This is a genomic window from Chryseobacterium sp. 2VB (assembly GCF_005503635.1).
GTDB classification, from domain to species: domain Bacteria; phylum Bacteroidota; class Bacteroidia; order Flavobacteriales; family Weeksellaceae; genus Chryseobacterium; species Chryseobacterium cupriresistens.
Window position 1 is genome coordinate 60447 of record NZ_SCNC01000005.1, and the last position, 22486, is coordinate 82932.

The window sequence follows — 22486 nt, forward strand, 5'->3', positions numbered from 1 at the left end:
ACAATGAATTTACCAAACATTATTTCAGAATTGGTGAAAGCCCAAAACGAATTTAACAGTGCAGCCTACGCAAATTGTTTTGCTGAAAATGCGGAGGTATTTGATGAAGGCAAAACCTACAACGGAAAAGCAGAAATTGAAAGCTGGATTGACAAAGCCAACAAAGAATACAAAGCCAGTATGAAACCATTAGATTATAACGAAAGTGAAAACATCTTATCGGCGGAAGCTTCGGGAACATTTCCGGGCAGCCCAATTGTTTTAAAATATCATTTTCAATTGTCTGATGGACTCATTCAAGCTCTGAAAATAACGGGTTAATATTTCAATAAGCCTAAATGTACTGGATTATGTTCTAAAGTTCTATATTTCAATAATTTACAGATGATTACTAGAGTCCCTTTGAAACGTAAGCACAGCTTTCATTAAAATCTACTTTTGACCGTTTCGTTTACAGTTGATATACTCTAATTTCGATGTAGGTAACTCAATTATTATTTTCTTCCCTATATTTATTGTTTATTCAATCAAAATCAAATGAATTTAGACTTTGAAACATTTAAAAAAGACATCAATTGGTTTATCAGGCCAAATGATCTTGTTACATTGTATGATACAGAATCAGTTCTGAATCTTTCCGATAATTTTACATCAACATTCCCTAAATTATCTCAACTTATTCAAAGGGCCAGAAAGCTGGAATTTAGTGTAAACAATAATCCCTACCGATTGTTCTCATGGACCAATAAGTACAATAAAAGCTGTGGCTGGTTAACCAAAATTGAGTTAGAAGATACGGATAACATTGTGTTAGCAAAAGAACATGAATTATTACTTAAAGAGATAGGCGGGATTTCAGAATCTTATCATCAGCCCGAACCGGCCCTGACTAATAATCAGGACTATTTATTCTTAAAATCTGCCTGCATAACGGGAATCGGCGAATGGGAAGAATATTATGAAAATCTTTGTGAAGAAGAACACAAACAACCGATACAATATAATGACTTCATTTGCTTTGCCCTGGAAGCTAATGGCAATATGACAATGTATGAAAAGAATTCAGGGAAGGTACTTTTATTTGCACATGATCATTGGTTTGAGAATGTTGATCCCCTTGAAGATCAGCCTGAATACACTTTTTACACAATACAAGATGTTGACAATTTTGTAGATTATGTTGAAAAGATGGCTGAGGAATGGTCAGAGGCTGTATTATAATGTAATTGAGACTGTTCTACATTTTAAAACTTAAACAGGAAATGATTAGAACTGCAACAGCAGCCTTATACAATATCAAAATTGTAAACAAAAAATCCCGGATAAACCGGGATTTTAATTTGTAATTCAAATTATTTTATCTCTACAGGAACTGAGATTTTGTCCCAATCCATTGTGAATCCGTTACTGTTTATTTTATAAACTAAAGTTTCCTGTGTTGCTGGCAAAGCCTTTGTTTTTACGTCAACACGTAAAGCATCTTTAGCTTGTTCATATTTATAAGCACCCCATTGTTTTGGTTCTTTGTTAAAAATGGCTGTCCAGGTTCCGCTTTGTTTAGGGATTAAGAAAAAGCTGTATTTACCTGCAGGCAGTTTTTTACCCTGAACGGTAATATCTTTATCCGTTTCAAAAGTAGTGGCTTCATTGGCTCCCGCCCGCCAAACTTTATCATAAGCTTCCAGACCGCCCCAAATTGTACGTCCTTTCACAGAAGGGCTGCTATAGTTTATTGTAATGTTGGCATCTTTAATTTTTCCTGTAGCCGTAGCAGGAGGGCTGGCAGGTTTTTTAGCCTCCTGTGCAAAGGCATTCATTGAGATCGTCATCGTAGCAACAAGTACAGTTGCAGATTTAAGAATCGTTTTCATAATATTTTTATTTGTTTGTTTTTAATATTGTTCGTTTACGAATTTACTGTTTTCTGCTTATAAAACAGCAAACCGATTGCAGAAAATATAATGACTGCTGCTGCCCCGATTACATTAAGCCAGAGGAAAGAAACGATATCGAACTGATACACGGCAATAACCGTAATTTCCGATAAAATGGCAGCAATAAATACATTCGGACCGTTGATCTTTTTATAGTAAAATGCAACAAGGAAAATCCCCAATATAGGTCCGTAGAAAAGAGAGCCTAATACGTTAACCGCTTCAATAAGTGAACCCATCTGAGTGGCAAACATAGCTACACCAATTGAAAAAATACCCCAGGCTAAGGTGTGCAGGCGGCTGTATTTCAATTCGGTTTTATCATCAGGAATTTCTTTACTGTATAGTAAATGAACATCTTTTAATGAGCAGGCGGCAAGGGAATTCAGTGCTGCCGAAATGGAACCCCAGCTGGCCAGAAAAATGACGGCAAAAAGCAGCCCGATCATTCCTGCAGGCAGTGTATTTTTCACGAAATACAGGAAAATATAATTCGTGTCCGTTTTCTCCGCATTATAATTTGAATTATTAATAGCTTCCTCTACCCTTCCGTGCAGTGCTTTTACTTGCGATTGCGTATCTTTAAAATCCTGAATCGTTTTGGCAAGCTGAGGAGAATTTTGTTCTTTAAGCTTTAAAATTTCTTTCGATTCTGCATTAAATTTTATTTGTAAATCCTGATGCTCTTTTTCAAAAACTGCAGCCTGCTCAGGTTGTTTTTCCTTTAAATACTCATAGGAGCGTTCGTTAAAATAAATCGGAGCCGGTTTCAGAGAAAAGAATGCGAAAAGCAAAGCACCAATCAGGAGAATAGCAAACTGCATCGGAATTTTAACCAGTCCGTTCAACAGCAAGCCCATTTTTGCATTGGTATTATCTTTCGCAGTGATATATCTACCGACCTGGCTCTGGTCCGTACCGAAGTAAGAAAGCGCAAGAAAAAAACCGCCAATCAAGCCACTCCAGATATTGTATTTATCTTTCCAGTCGAATTCGGTGGTGATGACATTGAGTTTCCCGGATTTTCCCGTCAGATACAGCGCATCACTAAAACCAATTCCATCCGGCATATTCTGAATAAGGAGATACCCTGCAAAAGCCATGGTTCCCAGAATAATAAGAAACTGTAATTTCTGGGTATGAGCAATAGCTTTTGCCCCGCCAACATAGGTATAAATCAACAAAATGCCACCTGTCAAAACATTAGTTAAATAAATATTCCAGTTTAAAACACTTGACAAGATGATACTCGGAGCATAAATACTGATTCCCGTTGATAACCCTCTGGAAAAAAGGAAAAGCAATGAAGTGAGTACCCTTGTTTTTTTATCAAAACGGTTTTCTAAATATTCGTAGGCGGTGTAAACATTTAAGCGCTGAAATATCGGGATGAAAGTAATACAGATCACAATCATCGCCAGAGGCAAACCAAAATAATACTGCACAAAGCGCATACCGTCTGTATAAGCCTGTCCCGGAGCTGAAAGAAATGTAATAGCACTCGCCTGGGTTGCCATAATACCAATAAGCACAATATACCAGGGCATTTTATTATCTGCTTTCAGGTAGGATTCGTTACTTTTCTGGCCACGGCCGATGAATACGCCGTAAACCACCACTGCAACAAGTGTAATAACGAGAACGGTCCAATCTATAGTACTCATGCCCAGAATTTAGTAAACCAATAATAAAATGCAATCTGCAAGATTAATGCAGCTGTTAATAACAGATACCAGGTATTCCAATTTTTAAGTTTTTTGTTCATCAGTTTTTCTGTGCAGATAAAAAGTTTAAAAATAAACGTGCCGCCCCGGCATTTCCTGCAGGCAGCTGTCTGAAAAATGCCAGTGGCGTATAAATAAAATTACCTTTACCGTATTTCGCGTATAAAGTTGAACCCTGAAGAGGCTCTTCATCTGCATCGTGCATTTCAAAAAGCGGTTCATACGCTGCATCCCATTGAGCGGGGAAATAGGCACCACGCTCCTGTACCCAGCCCTTAAAGTCATCCGCAGTGATTTTATTCGGAAAGTTCAGTAGTTTATGATTGGGATTTAAAAACTTTACCGCAGCATTTTCTTCAGTAACACGCTTATTGGCAATACTGAAATTGTACATTCCCAATTGATCAACGGTGGTATCCTGGTTGGTATTATACTGCATCACCAGATTACCTCCGGCTTTGGCATAAGACCATAAAAAAGGCATCCAGCGCCCCAGCTTTTTCTCCGTGTTGTTGGCACGGACACCAAGCACGATGGCATCATATTGCGACAGCTTGTTTTGACTGTCGTTTCCACCGGATTCATCTAAGTTACCATAAAAATCTCCGTCTTTCAGGATATCTACCTGAACACCTGCAATGCGCAGAAACTCTGGAATAAAATCACCCGCACCTTGTATATAACCTACTTTTTTTACTTTCGACTGAATATCGCCTTTCATCACTGTCACAGTGGCAGGCGCAAAATATTGCAGGGAAGGCAAATGCGGATACTGAATTAATATTTGTTTTTTATGATAGGTAGCCCCATCTGCAACATAATCAGCGTCCAGCTGCAAACGGTTTGAGTTTATGGAGGCAAGTTTAGCTTTTGGAATAATGTAATCGAAAGTAAAATCTTTCTCTTTTACAGAATTTACTTCAGCACTTCCTAATCTTTCTCCGTTATACATCAGATTCAGAATTCCTTTATTGAACGGTTTGTTGGAATTAACCTTAAAATTTATACTCAATCGTAGATCTTCATTTTCTTTGACCAGATAAAGTGGTTGGATAAATTTCAGCTCCACAGCCGGAACAATACGCAAGGCTTCCACCACATCACCACGCACAGGGTCCAATTTCTTGAAAGATAAAGGAAGTTTAACCTGAAACTTTTCCGAACCGATTTTTAAACCAACCAAAACATTCAATGGTGATTCTGCTTCAGGCAGACCAACTAAAGTTTCATCCGGAACAGCGAAAGTTGCTGCGTTCACAGGTGGTTTTGCCAGCCAGTAAGGTTCTGTAATTGCTGCATCTGCAGGAATCTGAATATCATGCTGAATGGTAATTAAAGAATCTTTTGACAGTTCCCTGTTGAAACTTTCTGATTGACTTAACCATTTAACATTTTCTAAAATGACAGGATTTACAGTTCTTGAAATCAGATTTAACCTGAAATTATAATGATCTCCGGCAACCGCTTCAGCCTGATTGGTAACCACCTCGCCCATAAACCCGGCACAGCTTAAAATAATGTTGTCAAGAGATTTAATTTTATCCTTTTTCTGGTCCGAATCCCGCAGCGCCATGACCTTTTTTCTTAATGCAAGCAAAGCAGGCAGGCTCTGATCAGGGTTATTGAAATTGAAAGCGGAAATAATCTGATCTAATGACTGGTCAATATCAGCATTTCCCTGTGAGGTCCACGTTTTAGTAACTCCGTCAAAAAGGCTTGCTTTTGCAGGCTCACCGGCAACGTGGGCAAAATATTCTGTTCTGATGCCGGCTACAGACTGGGTTCCTGCACCCTGGCTTTTATGTAAACTTCTGCTTAATCCTGCCAGCTCCCCATAGCCCATTCCCAGTTGCGCATCATATTGCCCAACGGTAACTTTCAGTTGATTTTCAGCTGTAGTATTAACTCCACCAAACCGGAAAGTATTCCACAATACACGTTTTGGCTGCCATGTATTCACATATTTCAGCTGATCCGGGAAAGCATTTTTATCACCTGCCAGCTTAAAAGCTTTTTCCGCAACTACCGCCGAAGCTGCATGTTGTCCGTGCCCTGCCGCAGCAGTAGGAGGAAAACGACAAATGATAATATCCGGACGGAATTTACGGATTATCCAGACTACATCTGCTGTAATACTGTCTGCATTCCATTGTTTAAAAGTGTCGGTCGTATTTTTAGAAAATCCGAAATCAATCGCACGGGTAAAAAACTGTTGGGCACCGTCTAACTTTCTTGCTTCCAAAAGCTCATGCGTTCTGATTAAACCCAATGCAGCACCCTGTTCCGTGCCTAATAAATTCTGACCGCCATCACCTCTGGTTAAAGATAAATACCCCGTTTCTACATTTTGACTGTTGATTAACCAGGAAAGCAATCCTGTATTTTCATCATCGGGATGCGCCGCAAGATATAAAACTTTAGGCAGGTTTTTAAGGGTTTTGATTTCGCGGTAAATTTCAGATGATTTTGATGGCCGGACCTGCTGGGCCGAACAAAATACCGTATAAAAGCCAAGAATAAATACAGTGCTTACTTTTTTGAACATTTGAATTTGCTTTGCAGGCAAATATAAGTAAATCATCTTTCTTTCAACATTAAAAGAATCAGGCTGTGAATTTTACAGAAAAGTTTTCAAAATTAATCACAAAGGCAGAAAAATCTGAAGTTCAAAGATGAAAATTTTCGATCCTCTACAATACTTTAGGGCACTTCTTATTTTTAAAGTAAATAGCTTACATAACTAAAGTTCTTAAAAAGCTTTTGTGCCTTATATTGCTCGTAACAAAACAAAAATTAAACGGTAAAAAAAATGAAATTTTTATCTTAAAAACATATCATAATGAAACTGAATATTACCAATTAGTTAATTTTTATCAACCACAAAGGGTTTTTTTTCATTTTTCACAAAAAAAAGAATTATATTTGGTACACACAAAATAACACCCTCATATGAAAACAAAATTTACACTCCTCGCTACTATTCTTATTTCAGGAGTTTCCTTCGCCCAAGTAGGGATTAATACCGCCTCACCTAAAACAACATTGGATGTATCTGCCACAAGGGACGCTTCAGGGCTGATTACGAATAACACACAAACATTCGGATTACAGGCCCCAAGACTCACCAGAGCTGAGCTTACAGCCAATACCGCTACCTATGGTACCAATCAGACCGGCGCATTAATTTATATTACGGACGTCACCGGCGGAGATGCCACAGGGCAACGTATCAATGTTACTGCTATGGGCTATTATTATTTTGACGGAACAGTATGGCAAAGACTGACACAGGCAACCAATGCCGTAGCTCCGGCGATTTCTGCATTACAATGTACTACAGCTTACTTAAGTCCTTCTAATTATACTCCCGGTACTCCTTACACCGGAAACCTGAGAGTTACTTATAGCGGAGGAAACGGCGGAGCATATAATTCAGGAACTCCTTTTACCATCAACGGATTAACTTTCCAGTTAAGACCGGGAACTTTAGAGTTTGGTGATGGCGAACTGGTATTCTCAGTAAGCGGAACTCCCACCACTGCTAATGACATGACTATTCCGATGACCAACAGTACGGTTTCTTTCCTAACAGCAGCGCAAAACTGTACCGCTACAGTGGGAAATAGCAGCCGTGCAGACATTGCACCTGTTGCAGCAATGGGATATCCTACTCTGACAACTGATTCCAATGGGAAACAAGCTTATACCTTCCCTCTTGCTACCCCGGATGGTAAGTATTCTATCAGAGTAATATTTGACACCACCAGTGGTACAACCGCTGCCATTCCTAATGTACAATTATTTAACAATACAGGTTCTACCGTAAATCTATATTGGAATTACAATACCGAATATGGCGGTTATATTGGAGCAGCTCAAACTACCAACAATATTACTTCAGGAGTATGGGGCGGTATGGGAGATGCAACAGCTACCTGGTTTCCTCAAGGCACCGGAGCAGTAGGAAGCGCTTACTGGGGGAACGTAGGGATTATAGATGGTTCCAGTGGCGGACCTGAGCATAGAAGATATACCTGGATAGACAGCAACGCTTCTTCAAAAACTGCTTATACCGCAACCATTATGGCAGGAGCCCCCACCTCAGGGAGTGCCCAACCCAACCTTTCTAAAATTTACATAAAGATAGAGCAAGTAAAAGCTCAATAATATAATGCCCCTGAAAAAGGGGCATTTTTTATTTTTAATGGGTTTCAGCTATCTTCTTTTCTCTTCTTCTCTGAAGAATAAGGTGTGCAGCATCCAGCATTTTCACCGTATGAATATAGGGCATAACGATATTTCTTTCCGGTAGATTTTCATAAACACCCATTGAAAAATAGACGATTCCGGACATAAAGTAATCAAATTCCTTGATGCTGTAGGCACTGAATGCTTTTTTGAAAACCAGAAGAGGATTCCGGTATTCTTTCTCCGAAAGCAGACCAAGAACCCATGGGGAAATCTTTTCCGGTTGTGTATCTACCGTCCATTTTCTGTCCTTCAGCATCATGAGATAGCCTGCCCGGATCAATGACCTCATCGACTGATGAAACTGGAAGATCACCGCCGGATCTTCATGGATCCAGCTATTTCTCTTTACCGCATAATTCATAATGTTGCTGAGCCTTTCTTTGGAAACATCCAGCTCATTGAACTGAAAGAAAGTTTCTATCAGCTGCAAGCCGGAGTTCTTCTTTTCTGCCCGAAACCGGGGACCAAAGTTTGTTCTGCTTTTTTTCATTGTTTGTGTTTTTTAGTGTTGAAATTTTTCTTAACCATTAAGAGCTTTTAAGGGGTGAAGAATCGTTAAGCTATAGCTGAAGCTATTTTTTAAGCGAACCGTTTTATTCTTCTTCAATTTCCTTATGGCTTATTTTTTTATAAATGTAAGGAAAAAAACAACAAAACACATATATGTGTTGATGAAAAATTTTAGAAAGCTCAAACTTTACTAAATGTATAAATGGCAAATAGAAGAATTAAAATTTCAAATTGGAAAGCTTATTCAGTTATATAGGCTTAAAAAGGGACTTTCACAGTTTCAGCTTGGAAATGAACTTAATATCTCAAGTAACCATGTTGGTAGGATTGAAAGGTCTGAAACAAACCCAACCATTGAAAGTCTTGTCACATTCTGTAATTTTCTTGAAATTGATCTATTATATTTATTCACAAAACTCAATGAAAAAGAATTAAAGAAGGTTGAAATTGAAATCGATCAGCTACAAAAAGAATTTAAAAACCAAAATAAGAGAAAATCCTGACGAAAGTTGGGATTTTTTTTGATGAAATTTCGAATAATTTCCGTGAAAATACGGATACAAAATATTTAGACGATTTTTATTTTTGTTATTTACGGGAAGCCGTAACGTAAACCAGAAGTAGATGAGTAGATTTGAAAATGATCAGAATATTGTTAATTCACTACAAAAAAAATAGAATTAAAAGACTTTTTATAATCATGTAAATTATTAAAATGTAATGTGTGACAGAAACGCTACAGCCAGTTGGAGTGGCTACTCGCATCAAGGTCAGGTAGGACTATTAGTTGCTCTACGCACTATGCAAGAGCCGGGAATCAATTTAAATACACATTTTGTCCAATTTGAAACACATGAAGATGTTGCGATTTATGAAGATATTCCTGGGACTAATCCTATTTATAAAACAGTTCATCAGGTTAAAGCGTATTATTCTGAAGGAAACCAAAATAAAAGTAAGTATAATACTGTATTAAATGAGGCTTTTGAAGCTGGAAATGATAAGTTTCTACATACAGCAGTAGAAATAAGAGATTGGGATACCTCTACTACGACGAATATTAATAATGTTCGAAGGTACGAATATACAACAACACAGTTCCACTGTGGAACTACTGAAATTGAGAATTTTATAAAGGTAGAATTAAATAATATTCTTAACGAAAATGATGCCGTAATCTCTGAAGCTTATTGCAGGTTAACGTTTGAGCTAGATCATCGTATTAGGCACGAGCATCAAAAAAAACATAAACATTTGTTTGATATTAAATTTTGTTTATCCGAAGTTAACGATCTAATTAGAAGTAGGGAAACATTTGCAAAAAAAGAGATTTTTGAGTGTAGAAGATTATTCTATGATACCTATGCACAAATATTAAAATCTGAAGATTTAGAACAAGCACGAATTGAATTTCTTGAAGAAAATATTTTCAAACAAATATACTCATTAAATGATAGTAATTATTTATCCTTTCTTCAAAGGTTAAACTTACATGAAACTCCAGAAAGATTAAGACATTCTCAGATCTATTATAATAAAGACGGATTAAAACAGGTATTTTTCAAAATGATTATAAAGATTATTCACTCAGATCCTTTGCTAATAGAGAATGTGGTGAAATATCATCTAGAGAATGAACCAAGCAGATACATTTTAACTGCAATTATCTCAGAAGAAGAAGACCAGCTTGAAGTCATCGAAAATATATTGACTAATATCGATTCCCAGAATCTATTATGGGAAAATCATTCTTTAATTAATAAATATATTGAGGTTGATCTTGTTTCAAGAAATCCTAATATCAATAATATTCCTAGTGCAGAACAGCAACTTGATGACAAGAAAAAATTTATGTCATTTACTAATAGCAAACTTATTAACAGAGAAAATGCGTTAACAAAACTAAATAATGGAGGAAATAATTAGCAAAATTTTAAATGAGTCAGGCTATACTAAAGTAGAAAATGCAACACTTCAATATTATACAAGAGAAGAAAAATCATACTTTTTTATAGTAAATATCTCAGAAGCACACTTCACTAGTTTAAAGAGTAAAGAACTAATTAAGGAGAATGAACAGTATAAAAGAGTTTTAGATAGCTTCACTGCAATTGTAAATAGTGGCGAACAAATTACAATAGAAAAAAATTCATCCCTAATTGTACTAGTTAAATGTAATAATATAGAATCTATTGAAGGATTACAACAACAGATTCTTCTATTTGAGGAGGATGAATATTTTTTTAAAAAGTATGTAATACTTTATACTGACGAATCAATCATTCAACTTACTGATAATCCATTGGTCCCTTCGTTAAGAGAGAAAGTTGGCAATATTGAACTTTTTAATGTTTTTGCTTCAATTGGTTATAAAACCAATATAGCAGAATATGTTGTCATCATAGAGCTATTTATAAAACTTCCATTTTTAAGTCTTACTGAAGATAGAGAAGGATTTACATCACTCAGTGAGAAAATCACAAATACCCTTGATGATGATATGCATGGTTATACAACTTTACTTAGTAAAACAAATGAAATACAACAGCTTGATTTTAGTAGGTCTGAGGATGAAGCTGAAATAAATGAACTTTTAAGTTTTTTTCCTAATGATTAAATTAAAAAAAATATCCCTCCAGAATTTTAAAGGAATTAAGTACAAAACAATTTTTGATTTTAATGATGCAAACGTACAAGTAAATATTCTTTCAGGTCCAAATGGGTTTGGAAAAACGACTATTTTTGATGTTATAGAAATCTGTCTTACAGGTGAATTTAAGAGAATAAATTTGTTTGAGAATGTTCAAAAGAAAACTAATAATAAGAATAAACCGTTTTTCCAAAACACAGATAACGAGGATGTTATTCTTAAGTTGTGGCTTCATGACTCAACATCAAATACCGAATATATTATTATAAAATTTTATGACGATGATGAATCACCCACAAGAAAAGTTTTTGGAAGAGATTTTATCCCGGGAGATGCGGGAAATATTTTTACGACATTTCTGTCTAACAACCCAATTCATTTTTTAGAAGATGATTTTTCAGAACTTTCACCAACTCAACAGACTCAAATTAATGCTATAATTTATGGCGGAGATTCCAAAGTTGATTTATCATCAGTATATTATCTGTTTAATTATATTCAACAAGAAGACAGCATTTATTTTCTTCGTAAAAATGAAGATGACAAAGGCGCTTCATTAGGTTTTCTTTTTAACATCGAAAAGGAAGAAGGTGAAAAACAAAAACTGCAGGAGTTGAAAGATGCTTTGGTGAAACAACAAATAAGAATTACTGAACAATTAAACCAATTAAGAGAATCCTTACCAGATTCGGAAACAAGAGAGTATAAAAAATTACTTCAGGGAAAAGATTTTGATTTTGATTTGGAACTACCATTTAGAAATTTAGACTCAGCTAAGGAACAACTTATTTCTTACCAGGATTTACTTTCTAAAATATCACTTCTTCGAAATAATTTTTCTACAGACGAGTACGAAAAGTCAATAAGATATCATAAACTGAATAACGATGTACTGGCTAATGAGCAAGTATTAAAAGCGATATTAATAAAGCCTATTTACAGTACTGAATTGGTGGAAATCGTAGAAACAATCAATTCAAAATTAGTAAAGGCTAGAGAATTTTTAGATACTAATAATAGTACATTTATCAAAAAAGAATATTTTGACTTGTTTTTACCTGGCAAACAAGAATATTCCGATTATCTTATTTTTGAGGATAGTATAAAAGACATAGACAAAGATTTAGGAGATATCGGTAGAATTATTTCAGAAATAAATTCTAACCGAAATAAAATTATTGAAGAGTTTAAAAAAATAAAACATACTGATCACATTATTGAAACAAACTGTCCTCTATGTGATTCAATTTTCGATTCGTTTGAGTCCTTAGAATCTGCTATACAATCTAAAACTATTATATTAGAGTTATATAATTCTCAAAAATTACAACAAAAAAAAGAATTAGAAGAAGGTTTGAAATTGGTACATGCTAAGATAGCAGAATCTGCTAAATTATTTATGTCTACAAACAAATTTACCGAACAAGCTGTTATTTCTCTCTTCAGAGGATTCACTAATTTAAGGAATTTAACGGATCAAATTCTTGAAAACTACCCTATTTTGAATAGTGCGTTACTGAATGAAATAAACTTTCTCCAACCACCAACGACTTTAGCTGAAATTGTCGAAAAACAAGCTTTACTTAAAAATTTTTTAGAACAAAATCTTTTAGCAGACTTAGTATATAATGAAGCATTAATAGAAAATAAACATTTATATATTCAATATTTTGATGCAGATAAAGAAAAATTCTCAATTGTAACAAATGAAATGATTCTCGATAAAGCAATATACATATCTGGAGCCTATGCTTTAATGGCAAATAAAAGACTTATTTTCCTACAAACAAGGTTAGATAAATTATCAGGTCTGTTGGAAAAAATTAATCGTATTTTTAATAAAGTACATAAAACCATCCAAGACCATAAAGCTGAAATGATTGAAAGAATAAAAGTTCCTTTCTATATTTATTCTGGAAAAATTCTTCAGAGTTACCAACAGGGGCTAGGTATATTTGTCGAGATACATTCAACTGGTCAAAGTAACAATGTTAGATTTAAGACAGGAAATTATTCAGATCATGACATAGTATATCATCTCAGTTCTGGCCAAATGGCAGTAGTATCATTAGCATTTTGTTTATCACTAAATAAAGTGTACAATACTAATGATAATTTTAAATTTTTATCTATTGACGATCCGGTTCAAACAATGGATGATTTAAATATTCATACTTTCATTGAACTTGTAAGAAATGATTTTATAGACTACCAAATTCTATTATCTACACATGATGACTTTACCTCAAGATATATAAAATATAAATTCGATAAGTTTAATATGAATACCGATATTAAAAACATTCAACAAATTGTATTAGAATCAACAAATAATTAGTAAAATAAATCAAAAAAGAACAAATTCATCATTTAAAACCATTATCATAATTTAGTATCAATACCTAGTTCTCAAAAGTCTTCTAGCTGTGGAGCAAGTTTAAAGGAAATAACCTTATTTCACCAGCCTAAAATCAGGAGTATTTTCATAGCTGAAAATAAATAATCCCAGCTATCGTTGGGATTTTTAAGCAAAAGATATCTAATATCTTTACCTTATTTTTGCATCACTCTACACTAGGTACCTTTCTCAACCGGCGCTTTCTGTAGAATCTGTATGGCTCCGGTAGAAGTATTTCCATAAAGCTGAATATAAATATCATCGCCATTTGACCTTCTGATGACATACACTTTTACGGGTTCATTCCAATAATCTATAGAGCCTTCCTCACCAAAGTATTTGGCATCTTTTTTTATTCTGTCAAGCTCTGGCTGAGAAACTTTACCATCAAATATTTTCACACCGCCAACTTTTGTAATAGCATCATCATAACTTTTCAAAAAATACGGTAATGACCATTCTTCCGTATTACCTTTCCCATTGACTACATATGTTTTCCATACTTTTCCTTCTATGGGCGTCATTACGCCGTTAAGTGGAAAATACAGCCTGTCAAAGCTTCTTTGTACGGGTTTATTTTGAAAGTCCAGTCCTTTGGGAAAACTGAAAAAGGGAAAATCTCCTACCTCAGCGGTGGAAACCGGCACAGAGTTGATGTCAAATTGATGAGTTTCTCCCGGAGATTTTTCTCCGGCTGTACTATTTCCTATGGCGACAGTATCCTTAGCGGCCTTTGTTTTCTCTTCAGTCTTTTTGTTGCAGGCAGCAAGCAAAGCGCCTATTGATAGAATAATCAGTGTCTTCTTCATTGTAATACATTTAGTTTTTGGGTGTATAATTTTTTTAAAACAGTGAACGATAAAACAATACGAATCCTTCTTCATCAGAATTGTTCTGTATATTTTATCCCGTACTATTTTTGCTGCACTAACTTACAAATAAAAATAAGGATAGGAAATCCCTAATTTTAAGGAATTTAGTAAATAAAAAGATAATATACTGATGATATTTGACGGAGATTTTTACTTTTGAAACTGATGATTTTTAAGATAGCAAAAATGTAGAATCAATTTTGCTGATTCCCCGAAACGCATGGATAAGCACACCGCTTCATGAGCGACGAAGCCGAAGCACTTAGCTCACTTACAATACAACGAAATGATCAATGAACTTTGCGTTAAAAAAGAATTCCAGTCTTGATCTGATGAAAGATCTAAAAACTTACGCCTTCCTGATGATATCGCGGGTAAGATAAATATAATTAAACATACAAAACGTCGCCACCGCCCCGAAAGTATGCCACAAAAAGTGGGTCCCGAAACTGAACCATTCCCACTTATCAGCAATACGGAAGGTCAGTGCAAAAACAAATGACAATACAGCAAAGCCTACCCATTTGCCAGCCTTCCATTGGGTATACATCAGATACCTGAGTACCGAGAAAACTACAAATGAGGCCATGATAGCATAATTGACGTTGATAAAAAGAGAAGGATTATCGATCAGAATCCAGTTTCTTAAAGCAAACATCAGAATGACATATCCCAGAACCATTACAGCAGCATAGTACCATCGGGTGCTCTGCGCTACAAAATAAAACCCGGCAGACAGACAGAGCAGCATAATAGGCAGCCAATCCATCATGATAAATACCGGCCATTGCCTGAAAGAATGGTAAACCGTTCCCCCTATGGCACCAATATATAATAATACCAGGCAGTAGGTTAAAAAAGGATGTTTTTTAAAATTACCTTTCATTTTAAAGGTCCAGAAAATAGCGATGGCTAAAAATAATAGAGCTGTTACTGCATTGAAGGGCTCAGGGAACAACTGAGTCATATCTGTTTCTTTATATAACAGGCCTCCATCCGGAGGTATCGGGTTTATCGGCATTGTCTTTTTTTATTATATGGACAGGCCTGTTTTAAGATGTGAAATACAAACACAAGCCATTTTTTTCTAAACATGAGTAAATCATACACTTACTTCTTCTAAATATAGAAAAAATTATGGCATCATCTATCTACGTGCCCAAATTATATTTTATTGCAACTGACCTCCTACTCCATCAAAAGAAGCCAACCCTGAAACTGTTATCAATTCTTTTTGCTGATCAAATAGCTGCTGGCAAACGCTTTTTAGGGAAATATTTATTCGTAGCACAAAACCAATAAACCTCTGTGGCGCTTTTGATTATGGAGTTCTTTGCAGTTCTTCAGGTATTTTAATTAAGATTTGTTTTCAAAATTTTAAGTTTTTTTTAAATACCACATCTTTGCAGATATCCCGTTTGAGGCACAGCACTTGCAAAGTTCATAGTACCAATTTAAAATATAAAAATATGAACAACGAGAAAACAGTTTCAGTATTGAATGATTTACTGAACATTACCAACGACAGAATTCAGGGATTTTCAAAGGTGGAAGACAAAGTATGGGATGAGTATCCACAACTGAGAGCAGACTATGATACCATGGTAGCCCAGTCTCACAAAATGAAAAACGAATTGAGCAATCTGATTACAGAAAGAGGAGGCACACCGGATCAATCCGGATCTACTGCAGGAGCCATCCACAGAGCATGGATTGATGTTAAAAATTCTTTTGCCACAGATACAGCCGGCTCTACGTTAGGAAATGTTGTATATGGTGAAAATGCTGCTATAGATGCTTATCAGGATGCTTTAGACAGCGGTGATCTTTGCCCGGAAAGTTCGAGAGTGGTACTGGATCAGCTTCATCAGCTTAAGGCTTCTCATGATAAATTTGAAGTTCTTGAAGATTTAAAAAAATAGATATCCTCTTTCTCATGAGGTAAGTTTTTATTTAATCATCACACAACAATCGAACGTTGTAATCGGAGGTCACAGACCTTCCGATACTTAACACAAAAAACAGTACTATGTCAAAGAAAATCGCAATACTGGCCACACATGGCTTTGAAGAGAGTGAATTAAGTTCACCTAAAGAATATCTTGAACAACAGGGATGGACCGCCCATATCGTAAGTCCTGAATCCGGAAGTATTAAGGCATGGGCAGAAAAAGACTGGGGTAAGGAATATCCGGTAGATCAAACGCTCGACAATGCAGCGGCTTCAGATTATGATGCGCTGGTATTACCGGGAGGCGTTATTAATCCCGATCAGCTGAGAACCAATGAAAAAGCACTCACCTTTGTAAAAGATTTTTTTGCCCAGCATAAACCTGTAGCAGCCATTTGCCACGGACCGCAGGTACTGATCAACGCGGGTGTGGTAGAAGGAAGGAATCTGACTTCCGTCAACTCCATCAGCCAGGATTTAAAAAATGCAGGCGCACGCTGGGAAGACAGCGAGGTGGTAGTAGATGAGGGACTTGTTACGAGCAGAACACCAAAAGATCTTCCTGCCTTTAATGCCAAAATGGTAGAAGAGATCAGGGAAGGAAAACATAAGGAACAAACGCTCTGAAGCTAAAAAGTCTGGTTCTGCCAGACTTTTTTCTTCTCTCCAAATTTGATAAGAGCTATGTAAATACTTAAAAAGTACCACATTTCTCTCCTATGGCAAAAAATTTGTACCTATTTAAATCCAAATCACAATCGTATGAACAATATAGTAAAAATTACATTGGCTCTTGCAGCAGGAAGTTCTTTGCTTTATCTGGGCCTGCGAAAAAAAAGCAAGAAAAGCAAAGTATATCTTGCCCCTGACGGAAATACTTATAAAGAAAACCAGATTTACCGTACTTACGATAATAAGCTTTATAAGAACGGCAAGGAGTTTCATTATTCCATGCCACAGTTAGAGGATGATCAGTCTTTCAATAAAAATTACAGTACGGTTACTGATACTGTTTATTCCAACTATAAAACCGATCATAAAAGCACCCAATATCACCACAAAGGTATAAGGCATCGATAAAACGAGGCCGCAGCTATACACTACACCACAACACTAACCACAAAAAAATAATAGTATGAGAAATTTATTATGGCTTGTTGCAGTCATCTGCATCGCAGTCTGGCTACTCGGAATGCTTGGAATCATTCCCGGTATGGACACTGGAAGTTTAATCCACACCCTTCTGGTGGTTGCCATTATTGTCGTTCTGATCAATATTTTTACCGGCAGAAAACCTCTTAATTAAAAACAAAAAAAATCAGAGTAGAAAAACCATCTACTCTGATTAATTTTAATAAGCTATATAAGATAAGGTTAGAATTCTTTTTGTTGAAAACTGTCCGTCATCATTGGGAATCCATATATTTTTTCAGGTCTGAAATAGTTTTAATTTTAAGTTCATCAGCCTGTTTCCTCCGCATCATCAAAGCATATGCATTGTTAAAACCAAGTGGCTGCAGCCATTCAATTCCGTATTGTTTCTGAAATTCCCGGTTGACATACTCCAATGTTTTTTCCGGACTCTTAGACACTTCTTCTATCATTTTTGCCGAAGGTTTCAGCAAAACCAACAGTCCGGTTCCTGTGTATTCAGGATATACATCAATGGCATCATTCATCAGAGCATCAAAGCAGATTTTCGTTCCGCCGAGCCCTGTTTTTGTTTCTACTTTATAATCTGTGTAGCCTTCAATGAGCATTTTGTACATTTCGGCCAGAATATATTGCTCACCAAAAATTTTGGATCCGATTTTTATGGTTTGGGAATTTCCTTTGCGTGGATCTTTATATAAATTTGTTTTCATTAAAAAATCTTTAGCAATTTTTTCGGGAGTCTGTTTAAGATAATCGGCTTTGTAATTCAGTTCAGTCATGATAGAATCATTGAATTTACCTGCCAAAAGGTTCAGTGTTTTTTCCAGTCCGGGAAACTTTTCCAATGTTTTTGTTTTGATCACCGGAGCCGCAAAATAAGGAGGAAAAATCTTCCTGTCATCTTCCAGAACATACAAATCAAAAGCTTTGATCCTGCCGTCTGTTGAATATCCGCTGATGAGGTCCAGCTCTTTTTCGTAGGCTGCTTTGTACATAATGGCATCGCTTACAACCAGTGGATGTGCATCAAGCCCATATACCGAGCGAAGTCCAAGATTTCCGTCCTGCCGGCCCATAAATTCAGGGGTAAAACCTGCCTTAATCTTATGGTTTGAAACAGAAGTTAAAAGATAAACAATCCCGATAACAGCCGGAATAATATATTTTAATTTCTTTACAGACTGATAGCTTAATTTCTGTAAAACGGTAATGGTCTGATCTAAGAGAACAGCCAGTAAAGCTGCGGGAATTGCACCGGCCAGAATCATATGGGTGTTATTAAGGGAAATTCCACCAAAAATAAATTCACCCAAACCGCCTGCCGCCACAAATGAAGCTAAAGTTGCCACCCCCACATTGATCACCGCTGCCGTCCTGATTCCTGCAATAATAACAGGCATCGCCAAAGGAAGCTGAACTTTGAAAAGCAGCTGTTTTCCATTCATTCCCATTGCTTTTGCAGCTTCTGTTACCGCCGGATCTACTTCCGTTATTCCGGTGTATGTATTCCTGATGATCGGTAAAAGAGCATAGATCAGCAATGCAACAATGGCCGGAGCTGCTCCAATCCCGAAAACAGGAATCATAAAACCAAGCAGCGCAATACTGGGAATAGTCTGTAAAATCCCTGCCATTCCTAAAACAGAACCTGATAATTCTCTTTTTCGGGCAATGAGAATTCCTAAAGGCACCCCGATCATGATCGCCAGAAACAGAGATAAAAAAGTGAGTCCCAGATGCTGTACAACCTGAGTAAGCAGTTTCTCATGCTGCTCCGTGATAAACTGCCAAAAACTTTGCTCGCTCATACAGTCTGGAATTTTCGGTATTCATTAAATGCTTTAACCAGATTTTCGTAATCTTCGGAAAGGAAAGTATCTGTACTCAGATGTTGCAAAGCGTCCCAAACATTGGTATTATCTGAAAACTGAAGTTCTTCATAGAAACGGCTGCCTTCAATCAGAGAGCTCAGATCTTTCAATCTGGCTACTTTGTATTCCAGTAAAAGCCGGTTTTTAGCAAAAAAATTCTTAACAAAATCATTTTTGGGCTGATACAACATTTCTCCCGGAGTTCCTGTCTGAATAATTTTCCCCTGATCCATCAGGCAGATTTTATGACCTAAATCGAAGGCTTCCTGAACATCGTGAGTCACCAGAATAATGGTTTTACTTTTAAGTTCTTCCAGGGATTTGAATTCTGAATGAATATCACTTTTGGTGATATTGTCCAGCGCTCCGAACGGCTCGTCCATCAGCAAGACAGGAGCATCGGCAATCAAAGCCCTGGCAATTCCCACTCTTTGCTGCTGTCCGCCGCTTAATTCATTGGGAAACCGTGTAAGCACGTCTTCAGAGAGATGGAGTTTATCTAAGAGTTCAAGAGTTCTTGCGGCTGTCTTTTTTTTATCCCATTTCAGCAAATCGGGAATAACTGCTATATTCTGTTGTATGGTGTAATGGGGGAACAACCCGGAATGCTGCATGACAAATCCAATTCCCATGCGCAGCTCTTCCGCTTTTTGTAACTGAATATTCTTGCCATCAATCAAAATAGTTCCGGAATCTACTTCGATGAGGCGGTTTATCATTTTCAGCATGGTGGTTTTTCCGCAGCCGCTTGTTCCCAGAAGCACCAGAATTTCCTTATCATTGGCCTGAAAGGAAATATCATCAACTGCTTTTTTTCCGTTAAAACTTTTTGAAACCGATTGAACTGTAATCATAGGCAAAATTATTGTGCAAGTCTGATTCCGGTGAACTGCCACTGTAAATGAGTCGGGAAAAAGTTCCGGTAGGTATTTCTGCTGTGTCCCGGCGGAGTGGCCACCGAAGCACCACGAAGCACCATCTGGTTCACCATGAATTTTCCATTATATTCTCCCACTGCTCCAGCTTCTTTTGTATATCCAGGATACGGAAGATAAGCGGAATTAGTCCACTCCCAGCGGTTTCCCCAGTTGAAACAGGCTGATGCAGCTTCCCATTCAGCTTCGGTTGGCAGGCGTTTTCCTTTCCATGAAGCAAAAGCAGAGGCTTCGAAAAAACTGATATGGCAGACCGCTTCCTCTAAGTCGATTTCCTGTAAGCCGTTTAAAGTATAGTTCATCCACTTCCCATCAATGAAATGCCAGTATAAAGGGGATTTTACATTATTTTGCTTTACCCAGTCCCAACCCTCGGCGTGCCAGTGTCTGAAATCTTCATAGCCTCCGGCTTCCATAAATTCTACATATTCTTTATTGGTCACCAATTGACTGCTAATTTTAAAATCATTCAGATATACCCTATGCCTTCCCAGCTCATTATCAAAACAGAACCCTTCACCTTTAAAACCGATTTCATAAATTCCTTCTGAAAAACTGATCATTTCTGAGTTTCCGGCAGATTCTTTTTTTGAAATATTTTCTTTTTTATAAGCAGGAAATAAAGGATTGTGTCCTAAAATGTATTTGATATCTGTAAGTAACAATTCCTGATGCTGCTGTTCGTGGTTTAACCCTAATTCCAGCAGAGATTCCAATGGCTGTGTAAGATATCCGCTTTGAAGAAATTCATCCATCTTTTGATCCACGTATTCCCGGTATTTAAAGACATCAGAAACAGATGGACGGCTCAGGTTTCCCCTGTCGGTGCGGATAACGCGGGCTCCGATGGTTTCGTAATAACTGTTGAACACAAAATTATACTGAGGATCAAAAACTTCATATCCTGGAAAATTGGACTGTAAAATAAAGGTTTCAAAAAACCAGGTGGTATGGCCCATATGCCATTTCGGAGGGCTCACATCTACGACGGGCTGAACTACATAGTCTTCAATTTCCAGAGGGCCGCAAATCTCAACGGAACGATTTCTAACTTCAAAGTACTTTTTTGTCCAGTTTTTATGAGTATTCGCTTTTACAGACAATACATCTTTTTTCATAAAAAAATCATTTTTAAATTATACCATCCAGATAGAATCTACAAACCAGTTTTTAGAATCTTTAATCTCAGCAAGAATATGAAAACCCGAGTCTCCGGCAAGTTTTCTGATATCCTGTTCAGAAAATTTCCGGGAGATCTCCATATCAATGAGTTCATCTTTTTTAAAGGAAAACAAACAGTTTCCTATATGAACTTCCTGATCACAAAGACTTACCAGGAAACTTCTGCAATCTCCTGAAACAGGGTCATAATTTTGATAATGCTGGAAATTTTCCACCTTGAAATCTCCTTGCAGTTCGCGGTTGATTCTTGTAAGAAGATTTAGATTGAATGAAGCGGTAATTCCCGCAGGATCATTGTAAGCAGAAAGAATGGTGTGCGGATTTTTCTTTAGGTCAAATCCTACAAGAAACAGATCCCCCGAATTCAGTTTTCTTTTCACTTCACTGCAGAAATGGGCGGCTTCTTCGCTTTCCATATTCCCTATATTTCCACCTAAGAAAAGAACTACCTTTTTCCTTTTCGAAATTCCGGTGGCTTTATCAAGCATATCAAAATACTCTCCTTCCAACGGTAAAACTTCCAGTTTTGGCAGGCTTTTTTTCAGGTTTTCCTGCAAAACAGAAAGAATATTTCCTGAAATATCAATAGGCATATAGGTAAAATTTGTTCCTTTCTCTACTAAATTTCTGAGAAGGTATGATGATTTCATCGCATCGCCAGCTCCCAGTTCTATAAGATCAAAAGATTCATTGATATTGGAAATTGCTTTTACAAGTTCCTCTGTTTTATTTTGAAATATATCCAGTTCACAATTGGTAAGATAATATTCCGGCATCGCCATAATCTGCTGGAAGAGATGGTCGCCTGTTTTGTCGTAAAAATATTTTGAAGATAATTTTTTCGGATGAGCGGACAATCCTTTTAAAATGTCCGAACCGAAATTATCGGCACCGTCATTTTTAAAATGACAATTCTGTTTTAACTGTACATTCATAGTTTATATTCTGTTTGGTCGTTCATTGAGTACAACTATCTTGCCGACACCGGAATTACTTTCCGCATATCTGTAAGCTTCTCCAATTCATCTAATTAAAGATAAGCTTTATTTGCGG

The 22486-nt window shown here is 36.6% G+C and carries 21 protein-coding genes; 11 read left to right on the top strand and 10 right to left on the bottom strand.

All coding sequences use genetic code 11. From position 1 onward, the window contains the following. Positions 1–3: 3 nt before the first annotated feature. Entirely contained in the window at positions 4–321 is a 318-nt protein-coding gene (locus tag FFS26_RS06940) for a nuclear transport factor 2 family protein (protein WP_137904644.1), read from the top strand. 216 nt (positions 322–537) lie between these two features. Beyond that, positions 538–1221, top strand: a complete 684-nt coding sequence (locus FFS26_RS06945) for a hypothetical protein (RefSeq protein ID WP_110010502.1) — start codon at positions 538–540, stop codon at positions 1219–1221. A gap of 131 nt (positions 1222–1352) precedes the next feature. Here the strand turns inward: FFS26_RS06945 and FFS26_RS06950 are convergent, their stop codons facing one another. The 3 genes from FFS26_RS06950 to FFS26_RS06960 all read right to left on the bottom strand — a co-directional run bounded on the left by FFS26_RS06950 (position 1353) and on the right by FFS26_RS06960 (position 6203). Next, entirely contained in the window at positions 1353–1871 is a 519-nt protein-coding gene (locus FFS26_RS06950; protein WP_110010501.1) for a DUF2911 domain-containing protein, read from the bottom strand. Between the two features lie 35 nt (positions 1872–1906). Beyond that, the gene (locus FFS26_RS06955; protein WP_137904645.1) at positions 1907–3598 is read right to left on the bottom strand and encodes a sodium:solute symporter; all 1692 of its coding nucleotides are present in this window, start codon (positions 3596–3598) and stop codon (positions 1907–1909) included. 100 nt (positions 3599–3698) lie between these two features. Beyond that, positions 3699–6203, bottom strand: coding sequence for a PIG-L family deacetylase (locus FFS26_RS06960; protein WP_137904646.1), 2505 nt, complete (start codon positions 6201–6203; stop codon positions 3699–3701). A 404-nt stretch (positions 6204–6607) separates the two neighbouring features. Here FFS26_RS06960 and FFS26_RS06965 point away from each other — a divergent pair, with 404 nt between their 5' ends. Beyond that, the gene (locus FFS26_RS06965; protein ID WP_137904647.1) at positions 6608–7825 is read left to right on the top strand and encodes a hypothetical protein; all 1218 of its coding nucleotides are present in this window, start codon (positions 6608–6610) and stop codon (positions 7823–7825) included. 34 nt (positions 7826–7859) lie between these two features. Here the strand turns inward: FFS26_RS06965 and FFS26_RS06970 are convergent, their stop codons facing one another. After that, positions 7860–8399, bottom strand: coding sequence for a hypothetical protein (locus tag FFS26_RS06970; protein ID WP_137904648.1), 540 nt, complete (start codon positions 8397–8399; stop codon positions 7860–7862). A 214-nt stretch (positions 8400–8613) separates the two neighbouring features. On the opposite strand from FFS26_RS06970, the gene FFS26_RS06975 reads away from it, so the two are divergent. The 4 genes from FFS26_RS06975 (at position 8614) to FFS26_RS06990 (ending at position 13407) form a co-directional block, all read left to right on the top strand. Beyond that, entirely contained in the window at positions 8614–8922 is a 309-nt protein-coding gene (locus tag FFS26_RS06975) for a helix-turn-helix domain-containing protein (RefSeq protein WP_137904649.1), read from the top strand. Between the two features lie 217 nt (positions 8923–9139). Then, positions 9140–10345, top strand: coding sequence for an ABC-three component system protein (locus tag FFS26_RS06980; RefSeq protein ID WP_137904650.1), 1206 nt, complete (start codon positions 9140–9142; stop codon positions 10343–10345). After that, positions 10329–11036, top strand: coding sequence for an ABC-three component system middle component 1 (locus tag FFS26_RS06985; protein WP_137904651.1), 708 nt, complete (start codon positions 10329–10331; stop codon positions 11034–11036). The genes FFS26_RS06980 and FFS26_RS06985 overlap by 17 nt, the downstream gene beginning before the upstream one ends. Continuing rightward, positions 11029–13407, top strand: coding sequence for an AAA family ATPase (locus tag FFS26_RS06990; protein ID WP_137904652.1), 2379 nt, complete (start codon positions 11029–11031; stop codon positions 13405–13407). Before FFS26_RS06985 ends, FFS26_RS06990 begins: the two co-directional genes overlap by 8 nt. Before the next feature lie 236 nt (positions 13408–13643). Here the strand turns inward: FFS26_RS06990 and FFS26_RS06995 are convergent, their stop codons facing one another. Both FFS26_RS06995 and FFS26_RS07000 read right to left on the bottom strand, forming a co-directional pair. After that, positions 13644–14276, bottom strand: coding sequence for a hypothetical protein (locus tag FFS26_RS06995; RefSeq protein ID WP_137904653.1), 633 nt, complete (start codon positions 14274–14276; stop codon positions 13644–13646). 412 nt (positions 14277–14688) lie between these two features. Continuing rightward, positions 14689–15360 (bottom strand): hypothetical protein, encoded by a 672-nt coding sequence (locus FFS26_RS07000; RefSeq protein ID WP_137904654.1) that lies wholly within the window; start codon positions 15358–15360, stop codon positions 14689–14691. A gap of 448 nt (positions 15361–15808) precedes the next feature. On the opposite strand from FFS26_RS07000, the gene FFS26_RS07005 reads away from it, so the two are divergent. From FFS26_RS07005 to FFS26_RS07020, 4 genes are all read left to right on the top strand, one after another. Continuing rightward, positions 15809–16261: a PA2169 family four-helix-bundle protein gene (locus FFS26_RS07005; protein WP_137904655.1), complete on the top strand. Its 453-nt coding sequence runs from the start codon at positions 15809–15811 to the stop codon at positions 16259–16261. A gap of 107 nt (positions 16262–16368) precedes the next feature. Then, entirely contained in the window at positions 16369–16917 is a 549-nt protein-coding gene (locus FFS26_RS07010) for a type 1 glutamine amidotransferase domain-containing protein (RefSeq protein WP_137904656.1), read from the top strand. A gap of 135 nt (positions 16918–17052) precedes the next feature. Continuing rightward, a complete protein-coding gene (locus FFS26_RS07015; protein WP_137904657.1) occupies positions 17053–17370 on the top strand; it encodes a hypothetical protein in 318 nt (105 codons plus the stop codon). Positions 17371–17425: 55 nt separating this feature from the next. After that, positions 17426–17596, top strand: a complete 171-nt coding sequence (locus FFS26_RS07020) for a lmo0937 family membrane protein (protein WP_047433678.1) — start codon at positions 17426–17428, stop codon at positions 17594–17596. 100 nt (positions 17597–17696) lie between these two features. Here the strand turns inward: FFS26_RS07020 and FFS26_RS07025 are convergent, their stop codons facing one another. Genes FFS26_RS07025 through egtD form a run of 4 tightly spaced genes read right to left on the bottom strand, consistent with a single transcriptional unit; the run spans position 17697 to position 22368 of the window. Further along, the gene (locus tag FFS26_RS07025) at positions 17697–19253 is read right to left on the bottom strand and encodes an ABC transporter permease/substrate-binding protein (RefSeq protein ID WP_137904658.1); all 1557 of its coding nucleotides are present in this window, start codon (positions 19251–19253) and stop codon (positions 17697–17699) included. Further along, on the bottom strand, positions 19250–20170 hold the full coding sequence (locus tag FFS26_RS07030) for an ABC transporter ATP-binding protein (protein ID WP_137904659.1): 921 nt from the start codon (positions 20168–20170) through the stop codon (positions 19250–19252). The genes FFS26_RS07025 and FFS26_RS07030 overlap by 4 nt, the downstream gene beginning before the upstream one ends. 8 nt (positions 20171–20178) lie before the next feature. Next, positions 20179–21369 (bottom strand): ergothioneine biosynthesis protein EgtB, encoded by a 1191-nt coding sequence (egtB, locus tag FFS26_RS07035; RefSeq protein ID WP_110010487.1) that lies wholly within the window; start codon positions 21367–21369, stop codon positions 20179–20181. A gap of 18 nt (positions 21370–21387) precedes the next feature. Beyond that, a complete protein-coding gene (gene egtD, locus FFS26_RS07040; protein ID WP_137904660.1) occupies positions 21388–22368 on the bottom strand; it encodes an L-histidine N(alpha)-methyltransferase in 981 nt (326 codons plus the stop codon). Positions 22369–22486 lie beyond the last annotated feature (118 nt).